The sequence below is a fragment of the Streptomyces sp. NPDC059455 genome (assembly GCF_042750115.1).
GTDB classification, from domain to species: domain Bacteria; phylum Actinomycetota; class Actinomycetes; order Streptomycetales; family Streptomycetaceae; genus Streptomyces; species Streptomyces endocoffeicus.
The window spans coordinates 28512-47583 of record NZ_JBHYVB010000034.1 but is presented as its reverse complement, the minus strand read 5'-3'; the positions used below and the strand labels follow the sequence as shown (position 1 = coordinate 47583).

Here is a 19072-nt window from a genome sequence, read left to right as displayed (position 1 = left end):
GGGCGCGGCGATCGCCGTCGGGATCCCGCTGGCCACGAAGCGCGTGGCGCGGACCACGATGACCCAGGTCCACAGGATCAACCAGTGAGCGCCGACGGCCTGGTGGGCCTGGACGAGCGGCGGCGCTCCTGGGCGCTCGACGCCGCCCGCCACATCAGCGCCGACCGGCTCCGCGAACTGATCACGGGCCTGGTGGACATTCCCAGCCCCACCGGTGACGAGGGCCCCCTGGCCACCCATATCGCCGACACCCTGCGCGCCACCGGCTGCCACGCGGCCGCCCAGCCCCTCGACGACCGGCAGGCCAACGCCTGGGGGCGGCTGACCGGTGACGGCACCGGCCCCGACCTCATGCTCTACGCCCCCATCGACACCCTGACCGTGGGCGAGGAGAGCGAGGACGTGCCGTGGATCGGCCCGGAGCTGCGCGAGGACATGCGGCCCGCCGCCACCGTGTACGACGACCTCGTGACCGGGCTCGGCGCCTCCAACCCCAAGGGGCACGCGGCGTGCGTGATGATGGCCACCGAGGCGATCTCCCGGGCCGGTGTCCCGCTCACCGGTGACCTGGTGGCGGCCTTCGGCGCGGGTGGGATGCCCACCAACGCCCGGCCCGTGGGGAGCCGCCACAACACCGGCCAGGGCGCCGGGTGTTCGTTCCTGCTGGAGCAGGGCGTGTGGACCGACTACGCGGTCATCGCCAAGCCCGGCTGGACCGTCTCGTGGGACGAGGTCGGGCTGGTCTGGTTCGAGGTGACGGTCGGCGGCACCCACACCTACGCGGGCTCCCGCCACCGGCTCCCGTACGACAACGCCATCGCCCGCGCCGGGGAGGTGGCCGCGTATCTGGAGAAGTGGTTCGAGGAGTACGCCGAGCGGCACACCTCGGGCACGGTGGCACCGCAGGGCATCGTCTCGTCGATCCGTGGCGGCTGGCCGCGGATGGCGGCGGTCACCCCCGCCGTGTGCACCCTGATGGTGGACCTGCGGATCAGCCCGGACATCACACCGATGCGGGCCAAGCGGGAGTTCATGGACGCGCTGGCCGCCCTGCGGGCCGCCTCACCCGGTCTCGACGTCCGGGCGGAGATGGTGCTGGCGATCCCCGGCACCCGCACACCGCGCGGGTCGTGGATCAACCGCAGCGCCACGGCGGCCTGGGAGGCGCTGGAGGGGCGCGCGCACGAGGTGATCGCCGGGAACAGCGGTGCCACCGACGCCAACATCCTGCGCGGCCGCGGCATCCCCACGGTGCGGATCGGCATGCCCAAGGTGGCGGAGGCTCCGTTCGAGATCGACTTCGCCCGCGGCATGAACACGGTGTCGCTCCGGGCCATGGAGAGGCTCACACGCCATCTGATCCGCACGGCAGTGGACACCGTCACCCGGACCCGCGCCGAGGTGGCCGAGGCCGAGGAAGGAGCCGTGGCATGACGGAGATCGTGCTGGGGGTCGGGGCGTCGCACAGCACGCTGATGAACACCCACTGGGAGGAGACGTACCACAAGGACCGCGCCGAGCGGTTCCGGGACGCGCTCGGCGAGGCGCGCGACGCGCTGGCCGCGGCCCGCCCCGACACGGTGGTCCTGATCGGCTCCAACCACTTCCGGGGATTCTGGCTCGACCTGATCCCGAGCTTCACCCTCGGGGTGGACGAGTGCCTCGCCAGCGGCGAGTCCGGCACCCCGAAGGGCCCGCAGCCGGTGGACCGGGAGCTGTCCCTCCACCTGGCCAACGCGCTGGTGGAGCGGTCCGGTTTCGATGTGGCGTTCTCCGCCCGGCTGCAGATCGACCACGGCCAGTCGCACGCCGTCCAGTATCTGCTCGACGGGCTCGACGTCGACCTCGTACCGCTCGTGGTGAACGTCTTCGCGCCCCCGCTGCCCACGCTCGACCGCTGCGAGCGGCTCGGCCGGGCGATCCGGGAGGCGGTCCTGGCGTTCCCCGGCGACCGCCGGGTGGCGGTCATCGGCTCCGGCGGGCTGTCCCACCGGCTGCCCTGGCCGGACTGGCGCGACCCGCGGGGCGAGGACGAGGAGTTCATGGTCGGCGCCTGGCTCAACGGCCGGGAGAACTGGCAGGACTACGACGCGCGGCGGCGCGAGATCATCCGGGCCGCCGAGGCGGCGCTCAACCCGGAGTTCGACGAGGAGTTCCTGTCCTGGGTGGAACGCGGACAGGCCCACCGCCTCACCGAGTACACCACCGCGGAACTGGAGAAGGTGGCCGGCAACGGCGCACAGGAGCTGCGCACCTGGCTGCTGATGGCCGCGCTGCTCGACCACATCCCGGGCCGGCGTCTGGCCTACGAGCCGATGCCCGAGTGGCTCACCGGCATGGGGGTCGCCGTGCTCGAACCCACGACCAAGAAAGTAGGGCAGCCATGAGCATCTGGACCGAACTGTCGGGCATCGACTACCGGCACGCCTATGTGAAGACCGGCGACATCACGACCCGCGCGCTGCAGGCCGGCCCGGAGGACGGCGAGCATGTGGTGTTCCTGCACGGCACCACCGGCCATCTGGAGGCGTTCGTACGGAACATCCCGGCGCACGCCGAGCGCTACCGCTGCCACTCCATCGACATGCTGGGCCACGGCTACACGGGCAAGCCGGACCGCCCGGGCGAGATCCCGGCGTATGTCGAGCATCTGATGGCCTATCTGGACGCGGTCGGCGCCGAGCGCGCCCATCTGGTCGGCGAGTCGCTGGGCGGCTGGGTTTCGTCGTGGGCCGCGAGCGAGCACCCGGACCGGGTCGCCTCCCTCCAGTTGCTGTGCATGGGCGGCACAAAGGTCAATCCGGCGGTGATGGAGCGGCTGAAGAAGTCCACCCGCAGCGCCTCCCTGGAGGACGACATCTCCTTCACCCGGGACCGTCTGCGGCTGTTGTGGGCCGACTGGGACGAGGAGCTGGGCGAGGAGCTGACGCGGATCCGCTACGAGATCTACCACCACCCGGACTTCCAGCGGAACCTGCACAATCTGCTGGCGCTCCAGGAGACGGACACCCGCGAGCGCAATCTGCTGCGGCCCGACCGCATGGCCCGGATCAAGGCGCCGACGCTGGTGGTCTGGGGCAACAAGAACCCGTTCGGGGACGTACCGGAGGCCGAGGCCATCGCCACCGCGATCCCCGGCGCCCGTCTGGAGATCTTCAACGAGTGCGGTCACTGGCCGCAGCACGAGAAGGCGGATCTGTACAACCCGCTCAGCCTGGAGTTCCTCGCCGCGTCCTCCACCACCTGATCGTGAGGTGCCTGCCATGACCGTCGTCCCCATCGACCACGCCACCCGAGCCTGTCCCGACTCGATGAACTCCGTCCTCGGCAAGGTCCGGTCCATCCTGGAGGCGTTCACCGCCGACGACGACTCGCTCTCGCTCGCCGATGTGGTGCGCCGGTCCGGCGTGGCGAAGGCGACCGTCCACCGGCTGTCCCAGGAGCTGGTCGCATGGGGGGCGCTGGAGCGGGCGGGCTGCAACTACCGGCTGGGGCTGCGCCTGTTCGAGATCGGGCAGCGGGTGCACCGGCAGCGGATCCTGCGGGAGGTGGCGCAGCCGTACATGGAGGATCTGCTGCTGGCCACGCGGGAGACCATCCACTTCGCCATCCACGACGGACTGGACGTGGTGTACCTGGAGAAGATCCTGCCTCACCGGGGGCTGAGCGAGGAGTCGCGGGTGGCGGGGCGGCTTCCGCTGCACTGCACGGCCACCGGCAAGGCGATTCTCGCCCACTCCCCCGGCACCCTGTTCGGCGAGGTGGTCAGGAACGGCCTCAAGCCGGTCACCCGCCACACCATCACCTCGCCGGGTCTGCTGCGCGGCCAGCTGGACCGCGTCCGCGAGCAGGGCATCGCCACGGAGGCGGAGGAGGTGCGGCTCGGCTATATGAGCATGGCGGTACCGGTGTTCGGGCGGCAGAACGCCCTCGCCGGGGCCCTGTCGATCACGGCGCCGACCTATCGTGTGGACGCGATCGCCCACGCCACCGCGTTGCGTACGGCGGGTCTCGGCATCAGCCGCTCGCTGAGGTCGGCGCTGTGACGGCGCCCGCCGTGTCCTCCCCCGCTCTGGAAGAGGTGCTGGCACGGGCGCGGGAGCTGATCGGACAGTGGCGGGACGAGGACTGCGGCACCCCGACGGTCAAGGACTTCTGCCGTTACGCGGCCGCCCTCAACGACGGCGGGTACATCCGCCGGGCCCGCGCCCTGGAGGCGGACGGACGGCCCGTCGAAGCGCCCGCCCTGTTCCTCGCGGCCACCATGAGCTGGGAGGACGGCCCGCCGGAGGACGAGCTGCGGCCGGATGGCCTGGCGCGGCGGGAGTCGCCGTGCACCGAGGGCCTCCCGGTGCGCCAGGTGCACGGCGGCCAGTCGGTGCGCCTGGTCCGGCCCCCGGTGGCCGGGACGCGGATCACGGCGGCCCGTGCGGTCGTCTCCGCGCGGCACAAGCACGGGCGGTCGGGCGAATTCGTCCTGCTGGGTGTCCGCACGCGGTTTCTGTACCCCGACGGGAGCGAGCTGGCGGCCGTGGACGAGACGATCGTGGTGCTCGACGCCACCGGAGGTGACCGATGACGGCGCCCGCTGTCGGGGCGGAGTGTCCGCCACGCCGGTATGCCCACACCAGTGTGCAGCTGTTCCGCTTCAGCGCCGTGTCGTGGAACGCCCACCGGATCCATTACGACGCCGCGTACGCGGCCACGGAGGGGTTTCCCGACGCCGTCGTGCAGTCCACGCTGCACGGCGAGATGCTCAGCCGGCACGCCCTGGAGTGGGCCGGGCCGGGCGCCCGGCTGGAGTCGGTGGCCTGGCGCAATGTCGCCACGGCGGTGGCCGGTGAGGGTCTGACCTGGGCCGCGACGGTGTCGTCGGTGGAGGGCGCGGTGATCCGGCTCGACGCGCGCATCCTCAAGGCCGACGGCTCGGAGTGTGTGACGGGGACGGTGGAGGTGACGCGCGCCGGGTGACGGCCCGGGGCGTCCGGGCGCGGGAGCGGTGGCACACAGGGCTGCGGGGGCCTTGGGTGCCACCGCTTCGGTGTGTCCGGGGCCCATGGCGCCTGGCCATCGGTTGGGGCCGTGTCCCGGCAGGCGGACCGATTCCGTTGGACCGTGATCGCGGGCTGCCTACGCTCCTCGACCATGAGCGTTCTCAACGATGAGCCGGTCGCCGCGGAGGACGCGGCGGTGGTCGAGACGGACATCCTGATCATCGGCGCCGGTCCGTCGGGCCTGTACGGCGCCTATTGCGCGGGCTTCCGTGGCTTGCGCGTGGCCGTGATGGATGTGCTGCCCCAGCGGGGTGGCCAGATCAGCGCGATGTACCCGGAGAAGCCCATCTTCGACATCGCCGGATTCGCCTCGGTGCGCGGTCGCGACCTGGTGGACAGCCTGGTGGCGCAGGCGGAGGCGCACGGCACCCGCTATCTCCTCGGCCACCGCGCGGTGGCGCTGGACTACGACGGCGACGGACTGCCCGTGGTCCGCAGCGACCGGGGGACGGCGGTACGGGCCGGGGCTGTCGTGATCACCGGAGGCGTGGGGACCTTCACCCCCCGCCCGCTCCCGGCCGGGGAGGACTTCCTCGGCCGCGGTCAGGTGTACTTCGTACCCGACCCCGCCGCCCACGCCGGTCATGACGTGGTGGTCGTCGGCGGTGGCGACAGCGCCTTCGACTGGGCGGCCCTGCTGGCCCCCGTGGCGCGCTCGGTCCGCCTGGTGCACCGCACCGCCCGGTTCCGCGCCCATCGCGCGTCGGTGGAGAAGGTCCAGGCTCTCGGCATCGACATGCTCACCGACTCCGAGGTCAGCGGCCTGTACGGCGCCACGCACCTGGAGGAGGTGGAGATCCGCCACCGGACCACCAAGGACACCACGCGCCTCCCGGCGCAGACCGTGGTGGCGGCCCTCGGCTTCCTCGCGGACCTCGGCCCGCTGCGGGAGTGGGGCCTGACCCTGCAGGCGCGCCGGATCGCCGTGGACACCCGTATGGCCACCAACCTGCCCCGTGTCTTCGCGGCCGGCGACATCACCGACTACCCGGGCAAGGTGCGCCTGATCTCCGTCGGCTTCGGCGAGGCCGCCACCGCCGTCAACAACGCCGCCACGGTCATCGACCCGGAGGCGGCACTGTTCCCCGGGCATTCCACCGAGAAGGAGAACTGACATGGCCTACGTCATCGGCGCGTCCTGCGTGGACATCATGGACCGGTCCTGCATGGAGGAGTGCCCGGTCGACTGCATCTACGAGGGCGAGCGCAAGCTCTACATCAACCCGGTGGAGTGCATCGACTGCGGCGCCTGCGAGATCGCCTGCCCGGAGCAGGCGATCACCGTGGACCGCAAGGCGGACCCCGAGCACCGCGCGGACAACCGGCGGTTCTTCGAGGAGATCCTGCCCGGCCGGGACGCCCCGCTGGGGACCCCCGGTGGCGCCGGGTCGGTCGGCCCGCTGGGTGCCGACACGGCCCTGGTGGGGGGCCGGTGAGCGGATCACCGGCCGCGAGACCGGGCTGACCTCCGCCGAATTCCGATCCCTCACACCATTCCTACCAGGCAAAAAGATATCTATATTGGCCATCCTCAGCACACATGGCGGCCTTGTTCGAGGCACACCGGCAGGCGAGGAGGGCATGTCGTGACGACTGCGGCGGTGCCTCGTGGCAGCGGCGGAGAAGCCGAGCCGGACGGGCGGTCCCCCAAGTCCGTCCTCGGCAAGGTCGGGCTGATCCTGTCGGCCTTCGGCGACGGCGACCTCTCCCTCAGCCTCACGGAGCTGACGGCACGCACCGGGGTCGCCAAGGCCACGGTGCACCGGCTGTGCCAGGACCTCGTCGCCAGCGAGCTGCTGGAGCGGGACGGCTCCCACTACCGGCTCGGCCTCCTGCTGTACGCGATCGGCCTGCGCGCGCCCCGTCAGCGCACCCTGCGCCACGCCGCGCGGCCGGTCATGGAGAACCTCGCACAGGCCCTCGACAGCCCCGTGAGCCTGTCCGTGCCGAACGGCACCGACCTGCTGTGCATCGACAACGCCGGCCGCCACCGCAACCGGGCCGGTGCCTCGATCGGCGGACGGCTGCTCCAGCTGCACAGCACGGCCCCGGGAAAGCTCACCCTGGCCCTGCTCCCCGATCAGTACCCGCTGGCGCGGCTGGTCCCGCATATGCGCCGGATGACCGCCCGCACCCTCACCGCCGACCGGCTCCCGGGCGAACTCGCCCGCATCCAGGAGCAGGGCTACGCCACCGACTCCGAGGAACACCGCCTCGGCTACTCCGCCGTGGCCGTGCCCATACGCGGGCCCAGGGACGGCGCCTACCTGGGCGCGCTGTCGGTCGTCGCGGCCACTGCACGCCACAACGTCCCCCGTACGCTGGCGGCGCTGCGGAACGCCTCGGAGGCCGTCACCACCCGTCTCGCGGTGATCGAGGCGTATCGCGCCGAGCCGTAGCCCTCAGTCGACGAGCAGCCGGGCTATCCCCCGTTCGCTGAAGACGTCCCCGGTGGCGAGGGCCACCGCCCCGTGCACGGCCGAGGCGGCGCCGAGCCGTGTCGTGGTGATGGTCAGATTCCGGGTGGCCAGCGGCAGGGCGCGCTGGTACACCACGGCGCGCACCCCGGAGAGCAGGTCGTCGCGCAGATCGCTGAGCGGGCCGCCGAGGACGAGGGTGCGGGGGTTGTACATGTAGACGAGCATGGCGGCGAGTTCGCCGATCTCGGTGGCCGCCTGCCGCAGGGCCCGGACGGCGGGTGGGTCGTTGTTCGCGACGCGCTCCGCGAGCTCGTGAACCCCGTGCAGCGGGTCCTCCTCGGTGGACTCGGGGATGTCCAGGCTCCGCAGGACGGCGCGGTGCGAGGCGATGGCGCGCACACAGCCGACATTGCCGCAGGTGCACAGGGCGGTGCCGCCGCCGAGGGACCGGATGTGGCCGACATCGCCGGCCGCGCCGTCCGCGCCGCGGTAGATCCGGCCCTCCGCGGTGATGAGCCCCGCTCCGATCCCGTTGGCGATCTTGAGGCAGAGAACCGGGGTTTCGGCCCGGGCCTGAACGGCCTCGCCGAGGGCCATGAGGTTGGCGTCATTGTCCACCTGGGCGGGGGCCCGGAACCGTGCGCGGAGCCGTTCGGCGACCGGGTAGCCGTCCCAGCCCGGCATGCCGTTGGGCCTGAGCGGGCAACCGCGCTCCCGGTCCACGGGAGCGGGCAGCCCCATCACCACCTGACGGACCCGGTCCGGATCGCGCCCCGACCTCTCCAGCAGGGCGTGCAGCCGGTCGCACACCACCTCCAGGACCGTTTCCGGCCCCGTGTCGATGCGCACGGTCACCGTGTCCTGGGCGATGAGCCGTCCGTCGAGGTCGGCGATCGCGATCCTGGTGTCCAGGGTGTCCACGTCGGCGACGGCGATGGTTCCCGCGCGCGGGCTGAGGGTCAGCAGCCGTGGCGGCCGCCCGCGCACCGATTCGTTGGACTCCAACTCCTCCAGGATGTCGCGGCCGAGGAGTTGGTCCACCTGCTGGCCGACGGTGGAACGGGCCAGACCACTGCGCCGCGCGATCTCGGCCCGGTTGGTCGCCTCACCGGCCAACACGAGGTCCAGCACCCTGCGCAGTCCGACGGGGACCGCGGGCAGCAGCGCCTGATCGGCGGAATAACCGTCACCTTCACGCATTTCCCCAACCTAGCCGTCGTGGATCACCCCGGAACAGCCCCCCTTTAAGACGTTTTTAGTTTGCGAGAAAAATTAACAACCGCCTCTTGTTCGGGGTAGCCGAACTAAACGAAGGTGTTAGGCGACGCGAACACGCCTTACTCAACCGCCGGAAGAGGGCAGTCCGCTGGCGCCCCCGTTCCCGAAGTCAAGGGCGGTGGACCGCTCGACGCGACACCGCGAGACCCGGCCAGGCACCGCCACACCGCACACGTTCGCCGATCACTCGCACACCCCACCATCCCCCGCACCACTCCTGGGAGAGGAACCCACGGCCATGGCCGAACAGACCCATCGCATCGGCATCCTGGGCAGCGGCAACATCTTCGGCCGGTATGTCACCGGTCTCGCCCGCTACCCGGAACTGGAGATCGTGCGCGTGGGCGACATCGATGTGGCACGGGCGAAGCAGGCGGCCGCCGACCATTCCATCCCGGCCTGGGGTGACGACCGCGGGCTGTACGCCGACGACTCGGTGGACATCGTGGTCAACCTGACGCCACCGGTCCACCACGCCCGTACGATCATCACGGCCCTGGAAGCGGGCAAACACGTCTACGTCGAGAAGCCGCTGGCCACCACGGTAACCGACGGCGAAGCGGTCCTCGCGGCGGCATCCCGCACCGGGCGGGTACTCGGATCGGCGCCGGACACCTTCCTCGGCAGCGCCACCCAGACGGCGCGCAAGGCGATCGACTCGGGCCTGATCGGCACACCCATCGGCGCCTCCGCCTTCATCGGGCACAGCAAGGCCGAGACCTGGCACCCGAACCCGGCCTTCCTGTTCCAGCCGGGAGGCGGCCCGGTGATGGACATGGGTCCGTACTACCTGGCCATCCTCGTCAACTGCCTCGGCCCCGTCTCCACCGTCTCGGCGGCCGCCCGCACAGGCGTGCCCGAGCGCACCGTCACCGCGCCCGAACGGACGGTGGACACCATCGAGGTCACCATCCCCACCCACACCGGTGCGGTGCTCACCTTCGCCTCCGGTGTCATCGCCACCACCCAGATGAGTTTCGACGTCTGGGACAGCGACCTGCCGTACCTGGAGATCTACGGCAGCGAGGGCACCCTCTCGCTGGCCAACCCGAACCACTTCGACGGCGATGTGCGGCTCCGGCGGCACGGAGACGGCGACTGGACGGTCCTGGAACCGGCCCTCGAACTCTTCGGCGCCGTCGGCACCCGCGAGCAGTCCCGCCGCGGGCTCGGCGTCCGCGACCTCGCGAACGCCGTCGAGGGCGGCCCGCACCGCGCCAACGCCGCCTTCGCCTTCCACGTGCTCGAAACGCTCTGCGCGCTGGAGGGCTCGGCCCAGCAGGGCGGGTCCGTGACATTGAGCAGTTCCTGCGAGCGCCCCCAGCCCCGTTTCACCGTCTGACACCCGCCCGTCCACCCACCCGTCCCACCGCCCCGGCCCCAGGGAAAGGACCCTCATGACCATTCGCCACGACAGGATCGCGATCAACCCCCTGCAGTGGATCGCCACCGACGACGGCTGGATCGACCCCGCTCTGGCGCCGCCCCTGCCCGAGCGCCTCAAGGTCATCCATGAGGCGGGCATCGCCGCCGTGCACGCGGACGTGCCCACCGGGATGACGGCCGCCGAATACGGCCGGCTGCTCGACGAGCACGGTCTGGCGCCCGCCCCGGGCTATATCTCGGGCCCCCTCCCGGAGGACGAGAGCAGCCTGCGCGAACTGCTCGACAAGACCGACCGCGTCAGCACCCAGATGGCCGAACTGGGCCTGCCCACGGTCTTCGTGGCCACCGGCATGAACAAGCAGGCCCCCCGGGTGCACCGCCCCGCCGTGGGCGCGGAGGCGACTCCCGAACGGCTGGAGCGGGTGCGCGAGGTGTTCGCCCGCATGGGCGAGACCACCAGGGCGAACGGCGTCACCGCCGCGTTCCACCCGCACATCGGCACCTGGGCGGAGACCGAGGAGGAGACCCGCTTCATCCTCGACGGCGTGGCCGCGGACGTCCTCTCCTTCGGCCCGGACATCGGCCACCTCGGCTGGACCGGAGCCGATGTCATCGGCCTCATCCGCGACTACGCCGACCGGGTCGCCGCCCTGCACATCAAGGACTTCCACACCGACGTGGCCGAGCGGGGCCGCGCCGAGGGATGGACCTACCAGCAGACCGTGCTGGCCGGGCTGTGGGCCGAGCCGGGCCACGCCTCGGTCGACATCCCCGCCACCCTGGCGGCGCTGCCCGACACCTTCGACGGCTGGCTGGTGATCGAGGTCGACCGCGGCGCCCAGGCCACCCCCGAGGAAAGCGTCCGGCTCTGCGGCGAGTGGGCCCGGCGGCAGCGCTGAACACGGCATGGTCTCCGCCGTACGAGCCGTCGTGTACCAGCGAGCCCTCCCCCTGGCCACCCGCAAACTGACCATCACCGCGACACAGCTCAAGGGCGGTTCCGGGCTCCACGGCGGCATCGCCCTCGCCACCCAGGACGTCTTCGGGCCGGCGGGTATCGTACGGCTACTGGCCGACATGGCCGGAACGGGCGACTAGGCGGACCGCTTCCGGACGGGGCCGGAAGCGGGACCGTTGTCGTGGCGAGTGTCAGACCACCGGGGCCGGGTAGGTCGGGTACTCCACCCCGGAGACGTACTGGACGACGCGGATGACCTGGCAGGAGTAGCCGAACTCGTTGTCGTACCAGAGGTAGAGGATCGCGTTGTCGCCCTCGACCTTGGTGGCGCCCGCGTCGACGATCGAGGCGTGGCGCGAGCCGATGAAGTCGTTGGAGACCGCGTCGGGGGCGCTGATGAAGTCGATCTGGCGCTTGAGCGGCGAGGTCAGGGACACATCGCGCAGGTAGTCCAGGACCTCCTCGCGGGTGGTCTCGCGCGCGAGCTGCAGATTGAGGATCGCGATCGAGACGTCCGGCACCGGAACGCGGATCGAGCTGCCGGTGATCTTCGCCTTGAGGTCCGGCAGGGCCTTCGCCACCGCGGAGGCGGCACCGGTCTCGGTGATGACCATGTTGAGCGGCGCCGAGCGGCCACGGCGGTCGGACTTGTGGTAGTTGTCCAGCAGGTTCTGGTCGTTGGTGAACGAGTGGACGGTCTCCACATGGCCGCGCAGCACGCCGTACTCGTCCGCCATCGCCTTCAGCGGCGGGACGATCGCGTTGGTGGTGCACGAGGCGCAGGACAGGATCTGCTCATCCGGCTTGATCGTGTCGTGGTTGACGCCATGGACGACGTTGGGGACATCGCCCTTGCCCGGCGCGGTCAGCACCACCTTGTCGATACCGGGGCGCAGATGCCTGGACAGCCCTTCGCGATCGCGCCACTTGCCGGTGTTGTCGATGAGGATGGCGTCCTTGATGCCGTACGCCGTGTAGTCCACCGACGTCGGGTCGTCGGCGTAGATCACCTTGATCTCGTTGCCATTGGCGATGATCGTGCTGTTCGCCTCGTCCACGGTGATCGTGCCCTGGAACTGGCCGTGAATGGAGTCGCGGCGCAGCAGCGCGGCCCGCTTGACGAGATCCTCACCGGCCCGCCCGCCGGTCCCGCGGACGACGATGGCACGCAGCCGCAGACCGTTGCCGGACCCGGCCTTCTCGATGAGCAGACGGGCGACCAGCCGCCCGATCCGTCCGAACCCGTAGAGGACGACATCGCGTCCCTCACGGCACTCGATCTTGTTGGCCCCGGTGGCCCCGGCGACGGCCTCGGCGGTGAACTCCTCCACCGAGAGACCGCGGTCATCGGCCCGGTGCGTCTCGGCGAGCATGCCGATGTCGATCTGGGAGGGGCCGAGATCCAGCGCGGTGAGCGCCCGCAGGAACGGCAGGGTGTCGGTGACCGAAAGCTCCGCACCGGCGATCTGACGGGCGAATCGGTGGGTCTTCAGGATGCTGACGACCGACTTGTTCACCAAGGAGCGGCTGTGCAGCAGGACCGTGACGTCCCGCTCCCGATGCAGCTTCCCGATGAGGGGGATCATCGACTCCGCGATCTCCTCGCGGTGCTTCCAGTTGGTGAACGAGTCCTCGTTGAGAGTCACAAATTTATCTTTCGAGCTAGGTGGCGCTCATATGCTAGCTCCCCAGGTCATGGGGCTCGTCGGCACCCCCGGCCATCCCCACCACGCGGGCTCCCGGCACAGCTCCCGCGTGCTTGCCGAACGGCACGCGAGCCCATGACCCCCCGCCACCACCCATGCGCCGCGGCCCATCGCGAAGAGCCGAGAGCCACCACGGAGCCGTTCCTTCTCTTTCGTATACCGCCGGTCATTCCTTGATGAATTACGACGGGGATATCAGCCGTAAAATAGCGACTTAGTGGGCGTCGTTTTTCGGACAGCACTCATGACGAAACTTACCGTTAACAGGAATTTACCAGTGAGAAATACCACTCCCCCAGAGATCAGCGCCCCGTAGCGATCCCCCTCCGGAGAGGTAGATGGTTTTCACAGGCAACCATCTCCCGTTGAGTGAAAGGGATGATCACTGTGTGCGGCATCACCGGCTGGGTCTCCTACCGTCGCGATCTGACCTCCCACCGCCAGGTCCTCGACACCATGACGGAGACGATGGCCTGCCGGGGCCCGGACGCGGCCGGAGCGTGGGTGACTGGCAGGGCGGCGCTCGGGCACCGGAGGCTGGCCGTCATCGACCTGCCCGGCGGGGCGCAGCCCATGGCCGTCGACACGGCCGACGGCCCCGTGAGCATGGTCTACTCCGGTGAGGCGTACAACTTCACCGAGCTGCGCGACGAACTGCGCCGCAGGGGCCACAGCTTCACCACCGACTCCGACACCGAGGTCGTTCTGCGCGGCTATGTCGAGTGGGGCGAATCCCTCACCGAGAAGTTGAACGGCATGTACGCCTTCGCCATCTGGGACTCCCGTACCGAGAAGCTGGTGATGATCCGGGACCGGATGGGCATCAAGCCGTTCTACTACTACGAGACCGACGACGGCGTCCTCTTCGGATCCGAGCCCAAGGCCATCCTCGCCAATCCGCTCGTCGCCCCCGAGGTCGGTCTGGACGGGCTGCGGGAGATCTTCTCCTTCGCCAAGACCCCGGGCCATGCGATCTGGAAGGGCATGAAGGAGCTGCGCCCCGGCCACATCGCCGTCGTCGACCGCAATGGACTTCGCGAGCAGGCGTACTGGCGTCTGGAGGTCTCCGAGCACACCGATGACCAGGAGGCGACCGTCGCCCATGTGCGGGAGCTCCTGGAGGACATCATCGCCCGTCAGCTCGTCGCCGACGTGCCCCGCTGCACCTTGCTCTCCGGGGGGCTCGACTCCTCGGCGATGACCTCGCTCGCCGCCCGCAAGCTCGGCGAACACGGCGAGATCGTCCGCAGCTTCGCCGTGGACTTCCCCGGGCAGGCCGAGAACTTCCGCGCGATCGACGTGGCGCCCAGCGTCGACACGCCGTATGTGCACGCCGTGGCCGAGCATGTGAAATGCGACCACCGGGACATCGTGCTCGACGGCTCCGCCCTGTCCGACCCGGCCGTCAGGCAGGCGGCCATCGCGGCGAGGGATCTGCCCATCGGGCTCGGCGACCGGGACAACTCGCTCTATCTGCTGTTCAAGGCCGTTCGCGAACAGTCGACCGTGGCCCTGTCGGGCGAGTCGGCCGATGAGGTCTTCGGTGGCTACCCGTGGTTCCACGACGAGCGGCGCGAGGCCGACACCTTCCCGTGGCTCGCCGGAGGACTGACGCTCGGCGACAACAAGGACCTGCTGTCCCAGGACCTCACCGAGAAGCTCGACCTGGACACCTACCTGCGCGACCACTACCTCAGCGCCCTGGACGAAGCCCCGCTCAAGGACGGTGAGACCGGTCTGGAGAAGCGCATGCGACAGGTCTGCTATCTGCACCTCACGCGGATGGTCAACACCCTGCTCGACCGGAAGGACCGGATGAGCATGGCCGTCGGCCTGGAGGTCAGGGTGCCGTTCTGCGACCACCGCCTCGTCTCCTATGTCTTCAACACCCCCTGGTCGCTGAAGACGTTCGACGGGCGGGAGAAGAGCATCCTGCGCGAGGCCACCCGCGATGTGCTGCCCGAGTCCGTGGCCAATCGCAAGAAGAGCGGTTACCCCGGCAGCTTCGACCCGGCCTATCTCGCCGCCATCAGGCGGCAGGCGGGCGACCTCATCACCTCCGGACACCAGGCCCTCGAACTGTGCCGCGTCGAGACGCTGAGGGAGGCGCTCGACGCACCGGCGGAGGTCATCACCACTCAGCAGCGCGCCATCATCGAACGCGCCCTCGACCTGGCGGCGTGGTTCGATCTGCGCAAGCCCATCATCACGATCGACTGACACCCGCGGTCCGACCGCGGCACGCATCACACATCACGCATTTCACACATCACGAGGGACGGGCACCCGGGCCACCGGGTGCCCGTCCCTCGTCCCGTGGCTGGTCAACCCCGACGGCCCCGCCCGGCGCGGCCGTGAGGTAGCTGGTGATCATCGCGACGAGTTCATTCTCCAGCCGCTCGGTGTCGATGGAGTCGGGCGCCGCGATGAGCTGGTGGACGAGGAGCTCGACCGTGGACACCACGAGCCGGGCGGCGACGTAGGTGTCCTCGACCCGGACCTCGGGATGGCGCTCGAGCAAGTCCTGGGTGTAGGCGACCCGATCCCGCTCATGCCGGGCGATCTTCTCGAGCAACTCGGGTGACCGTGGCCCGTGTTCCATCATGACGCGGAGCAGCTGCGGATCGTCCAGATGGTTCGCGATCACGGGGCGCGCGAAACCGCGGATGATCTCTTCCAGGGAGTCCGGTTCGTCCTCGTCCTGGCGGCTCCTGATGGCGTCGCCCCCGGCGTCGAGGTGACGGATCAGCAACTCGGCCAGGATCGCGTCCTTGTTCGGATAGTACTGATACAGCGAGCCGATCGAGATCCGGGCGCGCTCGGCGATGCGATTGGTGGTCCCGGCGGCATAGCCGTACTCGGCGAAAACGTGAGCAGCGGCGGTGAGGATGCGCTGCCGGGTGAGCTCGGCCCGGGCCTGGCGTGGCTGTTTACGTGGCTGAAGTCCGCGACGGCCGGTCGTCATGACACCTCCTGCACAGCGCCCGTGAAAGCGAGTGGCGCAAGACCTGAGTAATTGCTCACAATAGTGCCATGAACTGCGGCGGAGCGGTGAGGCACCGTCGTCGGCAGGGAGGCGGGAGGCGACCGGCACGGGGTCCCGCGCCCTCCGCTCCCCCTCTCCCGGAAGGAGTCCTCATGACGCAGACCAGCACACGCCCCCGGCGGTTGTCGCCGGCCGAGGTCCACGCCCTGCTCGGGGAGCCCGAGGCCATGGTCAAGGGCAAGATCCAGGACCATATCGACGAATACTTCCGCCTCTTCATCGCGCACTCCCCCTTCCTGTCCATGGCCACGGCGGACGCGGAGGGGCGCGCCGACTGCTCCCCCCGTGGCGACTACCCGGGGTTCGTGAAGGTCCTCGACGACCACACGCTCGCGATTCCCGACCGCCCCGGCAACAAGATCGCCGACTCCTTCCGCAACCTCGCCGAGAACGACGGGATCGGACTGCTCTTCCTCATCCCCGGGCTGCGGGAGACCCTTCGGGTCAACGGTCGCGCGTACCCCACCGACGACCCCGATGTGCTCGCCCGGATGCAGACCGAGGCCAAGGACCCGGTGCTGGCGATCGTCGTCGAGGTGGCGGAGGCGTACTTCCACTGTGGTCGCGCGCTCATCCGCTCCCGGCTGTGGGATCCCGCGAGCCAGGCCCTCGCCGACGAGATCCCGTCGGTCGGCGAGATCGCCGCCACCCAGTTCGGGATGGACATCGACCCGATGGCGCTCACCCACGCTCTCGAAGAGGGCTACCGGAAACTCTACTGACCACGGCACAAGGTGAATCAACGATGCAACAGACCGTCGTCGACCACATCGAGCAGGTCGCCGAAGACGTCGTCTCCCTCGTCCTGCGGGGCGCCACCGGCCCGCTGGCGCCCTGGGAGCCGGGCGCCCATATCGACCTGGCGCTGCCGAACTGGCTGACCCGGCAGTACTCGCTGTGCGGAGACCCGGCGGACCAGGAGTCCTATCGCGTCGCCGTACGCCACGACCGCCTCAGCCGGGGTGGTTCGGAGTACATCCACCGGTTCCTGCGCCGGGGCCGCGCCCTCGATGTGTCGCTGCCCCGGAACCACTTCCCGCTGCTCCCCGCGCCGGAGTACCTCTTCCTCGCCGGCGGGATCGGCATCACCCCGATCCTGCCGATGCTGCGGGCGGCGGCCACGTCGGACGTCCCGGCGTCGCTCGTGTACCTGGGGCAGTCGGTGGCGTCCATGCCCTTCGTCGACGAACTGCGCTCCTCCTACGGCGATCGGGTGCGGATCGTCGCCACGCGACAGCAGGGCAGGCCGGACTTCGCCGCTCTGGCATCCGCGCTGAGCCCCGGTGCCGTGGTCTACGCCTGCGGCCCCGGGCCGATGCTCGCCGCGGCGGAGGACGCGTTCCCCTCGGGGCGGCTGTACGCGGAGCGGTTCCGCCCGGCGCCCAGGTCGTTCGCGCCCAACACCGCGTTCGAGGCGGTGTGCGCCCGGTCGGGGCGGACGGTTCAGGTGCCCGACGACGAGTCGCTGCTGGACGCCCTGACCCACGCCGGGTTCCCCGTGGCGTCCGGATGTCGCGAAGGCGTCTGCGGCAGCTGCGAACTGGCCGTGCTCGACGGCGAACCGGAGCACCGGGACGACATCGGCGCCCCCTCGGGCCGGATGTACGCCTGTGTGTCCCGCGCACTGTCCCCGCGGCTCGTCGTGGACCTGTGACCAGGCGGCGAGCGGCCTTCAACTCAACGCGAGGAACCACATGTTGCCCAAGATGCGCACGCCCGAGTCACGGCAAATGATCACGCTGGAGGTGCGCCGGAACACCCAGCTGACACCCGCCTTCTCGACCATCACACTCGGCGGACCCGAACTGGAGCATCTGAAGCCGATGGGCTTCGACCAGATGGTGCGGCTGTTCTTCCCCCGCGAGGGGCAGAACGGGCTGAGGATGCCGAAGCTCTCCAGCGATGCGTGGATGGCGGAATTACTCCTCCTGCCGAAGTCCCGCCGACCATGGGTGCGCAACTTCACCATCCGGCGCGCCCGGCCCGAACTCGGCGAGGTGGACATCGAGTTCGCCCTGCACGGCGACACCCCGGCCTCCACCTGGGCCCGGCACGCCCGGCCCGGGGACCCGGCGGGCATCTTCGACATGGGCATGAGCTATCTGCCACCGGCCCATGCCGAATGGCAGCTGCTCGTCGGGGACGAGAGCGCCGTGCCGGCGATCCTCGCCATCCTCGAGGACGCCCCGGCGTCGCTGGTGGCCGAGGTCTTCCTGGAAGTGCCCGGGACCGCCGACATCCGCACGGACATCACCGCACCCGAGGGCGTACGGGTGCGGTGGCTGGCCCGGGACGGCGCGGACACCCTGCCCGGCGGGCTGGCCCTCGACGCGGTCCGGACATCGTCCCCGCGACCGGGCCGGTTCTACACCTGGGTCGCCGGGGAAGCCGGACTGGCCACCGGGCTGCGCCGCCATCTGGTGCGCGACCGCGGCGTGCCGAAGCCGGACATCGCGTTCTTCGGCTACTGGCGGCACGGCCGCTCCAGCCCCGGCTGAGAGCCTGTGTCATATCCCCGGCCGGGCGTGCGACGCCTGGCACGCACGCTGATCCGACCGGGGATATGACACAGGCTCTGAGCTCACACCGGTGGCTTCGGGTCGTACTGGATGCCACGCCGCACCTGACGTGCGCGCTCCGGCGAGGCCAGCCTGGCGACCAGGTGAAGGGCCATGTCGATACCGGCCGAGACCCCCGCGGAGGTGATCAGGTCACCGTCGTCGACGAACCGCTCTTCGGGCCGTACGTCGATCGTCGGGTCGAGCTCGGCGAGCCGGTCCAGCGACGCCCAGTGCGTGGTCGCGGGCCGCCCGGCCAGCAGTCCGGCCGCCGCGTAGACCAGCGAGCCCGTGCACACGCTCGTCATCAGGGGCACGGATCGCCGCTGGGCCCGGACCCACTCCAGATGCCGGCCGTCCTCGAGCTGGGGCCGGGTCCCCTGGCCACCGGGGTGCAGCAGCACATCCAGGGCGGGCAGGTCGGCCATCGCGTGATGGGCGGCTACGGTGAGCCCCTTCGCACAGGTCACAGGGTTTCCATCGGCGGAGAAGCAGAACACCTGCCACCCGTCCTCGGCGAAGTTACGGGTCCAGTAGGACAGCACCTCCCATGGACCGATGGCGTCGAGCTCCTCCACGTCCGGGAACAGCAGGATCCCGATCTTCCGCGTGTCTTCCTGGGCCATGCCGCGATCCAATCAGACCCTTCCCCACTCGACCACGGAT

The 19072-nt window shown here is 70.2% G+C and carries 20 protein-coding genes; 16 read left to right on the top strand and 4 right to left on the bottom strand.

From position 1 onward, the window contains the following. Positions 1 to 84 precede the first annotated feature (84 nt). The 9 genes from ACFXB5_RS15080 (at position 85) to ACFXB5_RS15040 (ending at position 7453) form a co-directional block, all read left to right on the top strand. Entirely contained in the window at positions 85 to 1434 is a 1350-nt protein-coding gene (locus ACFXB5_RS15080) for a M20 family metallopeptidase (RefSeq protein WP_385207285.1), read from the top strand. Further along, complete coding sequence (locus tag ACFXB5_RS15075; protein WP_385207283.1) at positions 1431 to 2387, top strand: catechol 1,2-dioxygenase; 957 nt, start codon at positions 1431 to 1433, stop codon at positions 2385 to 2387. Before ACFXB5_RS15080 ends, ACFXB5_RS15075 begins: the two co-directional genes overlap by 4 nt. Continuing rightward, positions 2384 to 3247, top strand: a complete 864-nt coding sequence (locus ACFXB5_RS15070; protein WP_385207280.1) for an alpha/beta fold hydrolase — start codon at positions 2384 to 2386, stop codon at positions 3245 to 3247. The genes ACFXB5_RS15075 and ACFXB5_RS15070 overlap by 4 nt, the downstream gene beginning before the upstream one ends. A gap of 16 nt (positions 3248 to 3263) precedes the next feature. After that, on the top strand, positions 3264 to 4046 hold the full coding sequence (locus ACFXB5_RS15065) for an IclR family transcriptional regulator (RefSeq protein ID WP_385207278.1): 783 nt from the start codon (positions 3264 to 3266) through the stop codon (positions 4044 to 4046). Next, complete coding sequence (locus ACFXB5_RS15060) at positions 4043 to 4579, top strand: hypothetical protein (protein WP_385207275.1); 537 nt, start codon at positions 4043 to 4045, stop codon at positions 4577 to 4579. The genes ACFXB5_RS15065 and ACFXB5_RS15060 overlap by 4 nt, the downstream gene beginning before the upstream one ends. Beyond that, entirely contained in the window at positions 4576 to 4971 is a 396-nt protein-coding gene (locus tag ACFXB5_RS15055; RefSeq protein ID WP_385207273.1) for an acyl dehydratase, read from the top strand. Before ACFXB5_RS15060 ends, ACFXB5_RS15055 begins: the two co-directional genes overlap by 4 nt. Positions 4972 to 5145: 174 nt before the next feature. Next, positions 5146 to 6168, top strand: a complete 1023-nt coding sequence (locus tag ACFXB5_RS15050; protein ID WP_385207270.1) for an NAD(P)/FAD-dependent oxidoreductase — start codon at positions 5146 to 5148, stop codon at positions 6166 to 6168. 1 nt (position 6169) lies between these two features. Next, on the top strand, positions 6170 to 6490 hold the full coding sequence (locus ACFXB5_RS15045; RefSeq protein WP_385207267.1) for an indolepyruvate ferredoxin oxidoreductase subunit alpha: 321 nt from the start codon (positions 6170 to 6172) through the stop codon (positions 6488 to 6490). A 150-nt stretch (positions 6491 to 6640) separates the two neighbouring features. Beyond that, on the top strand, positions 6641 to 7453 hold the full coding sequence (locus tag ACFXB5_RS15040; protein ID WP_385207264.1) for an IclR family transcriptional regulator: 813 nt from the start codon (positions 6641 to 6643) through the stop codon (positions 7451 to 7453). Positions 7454 to 7456: 3 nt separating this feature from the next. Here the strand turns inward: ACFXB5_RS15040 and ACFXB5_RS15035 are convergent, their stop codons facing one another. Further along, positions 7457 to 8674 carry an ROK family protein gene (locus ACFXB5_RS15035; protein WP_385207257.1) on the bottom strand — a complete coding sequence of 406 codons (1218 nt, stop codon included), beginning with the start codon at positions 8672 to 8674 and terminating at the stop codon, positions 7457 to 7459. Positions 8675 to 8990: 316 nt separating this feature from the next. Here ACFXB5_RS15035 and ACFXB5_RS15030 point away from each other — a divergent pair, with 316 nt between their 5' ends. Genes ACFXB5_RS15030 through ACFXB5_RS15020 form a run of 3 tightly spaced genes read left to right on the top strand, consistent with a single transcriptional unit; the run spans position 8991 to position 11236 of the window. Continuing rightward, positions 8991 to 10094: a Gfo/Idh/MocA family protein gene (locus ACFXB5_RS15030; protein ID WP_385207254.1), complete on the top strand. Its 1104-nt coding sequence runs from the start codon at positions 8991 to 8993 to the stop codon at positions 10092 to 10094. A gap of 55 nt (positions 10095 to 10149) precedes the next feature. Further along, complete coding sequence (locus ACFXB5_RS15025; RefSeq protein ID WP_385207251.1) at positions 10150 to 11037, top strand: sugar phosphate isomerase/epimerase family protein; 888 nt, start codon at positions 10150 to 10152, stop codon at positions 11035 to 11037. A 7-nt stretch (positions 11038 to 11044) separates the two neighbouring features. Beyond that, positions 11045 to 11236 carry a hypothetical protein gene (locus ACFXB5_RS15020; RefSeq protein ID WP_385207249.1) on the top strand — a complete coding sequence of 64 codons (192 nt, stop codon included), beginning with the start codon at positions 11045 to 11047 and terminating at the stop codon, positions 11234 to 11236. Between the two features lie 51 nt (positions 11237 to 11287). Here the strand turns inward: ACFXB5_RS15020 and ACFXB5_RS15015 are convergent, their stop codons facing one another. Continuing rightward, complete coding sequence (locus tag ACFXB5_RS15015; RefSeq protein WP_385207246.1) at positions 11288 to 12742, bottom strand: glyceraldehyde-3-phosphate dehydrogenase; 1455 nt, start codon at positions 12740 to 12742, stop codon at positions 11288 to 11290. Positions 12743 to 13189: 447 nt separating this feature from the next. On the opposite strand from ACFXB5_RS15015, the gene asnB reads away from it, so the two are divergent. Further along, positions 13190 to 15022 carry an asparagine synthase (glutamine-hydrolyzing) gene (gene asnB, locus ACFXB5_RS15010; RefSeq protein ID WP_385207363.1) on the top strand — a complete coding sequence of 611 codons (1833 nt, stop codon included), beginning with the start codon at positions 13190 to 13192 and terminating at the stop codon, positions 15020 to 15022. 49 nt (positions 15023 to 15071) lie between these two features. Here the strand turns inward: asnB and ACFXB5_RS15005 are convergent, their stop codons facing one another. Further along, on the bottom strand, positions 15072 to 15767 hold the full coding sequence (locus ACFXB5_RS15005; RefSeq protein WP_385207243.1) for a TetR/AcrR family transcriptional regulator: 696 nt from the start codon (positions 15765 to 15767) through the stop codon (positions 15072 to 15074). A gap of 173 nt (positions 15768 to 15940) precedes the next feature. On the opposite strand from ACFXB5_RS15005, the gene ACFXB5_RS15000 reads away from it, so the two are divergent. The 3 genes from ACFXB5_RS15000 to ACFXB5_RS14990 are packed head-to-tail and all read left to right on the top strand — an operon-like array spanning position 15941 to position 18346. Then, positions 15941 to 16570 (top strand): MSMEG_1061 family FMN-dependent PPOX-type flavoprotein, encoded by a 630-nt coding sequence (locus ACFXB5_RS15000; RefSeq protein ID WP_201847405.1) that lies wholly within the window; start codon positions 15941 to 15943, stop codon positions 16568 to 16570. A 23-nt stretch (positions 16571 to 16593) separates the two neighbouring features. Beyond that, positions 16594 to 17502, top strand: coding sequence for a PDR/VanB family oxidoreductase (locus ACFXB5_RS14995; protein ID WP_385207239.1), 909 nt, complete (start codon positions 16594 to 16596; stop codon positions 17500 to 17502). 52 nt (positions 17503 to 17554) lie between these two features. Beyond that, on the top strand, positions 17555 to 18346 hold the full coding sequence (locus ACFXB5_RS14990) for a siderophore-interacting protein (protein ID WP_385207236.1): 792 nt from the start codon (positions 17555 to 17557) through the stop codon (positions 18344 to 18346). 83 nt (positions 18347 to 18429) lie between these two features. On the opposite strand, the gene ACFXB5_RS14985 is transcribed toward ACFXB5_RS14990, so the two are convergent. Then, on the bottom strand, positions 18430 to 19032 hold the full coding sequence (locus ACFXB5_RS14985) for a DJ-1/PfpI family protein (protein WP_385207233.1): 603 nt from the start codon (positions 19030 to 19032) through the stop codon (positions 18430 to 18432). Between the last annotated feature and the right edge of the window lie 40 nt (positions 19033 to 19072).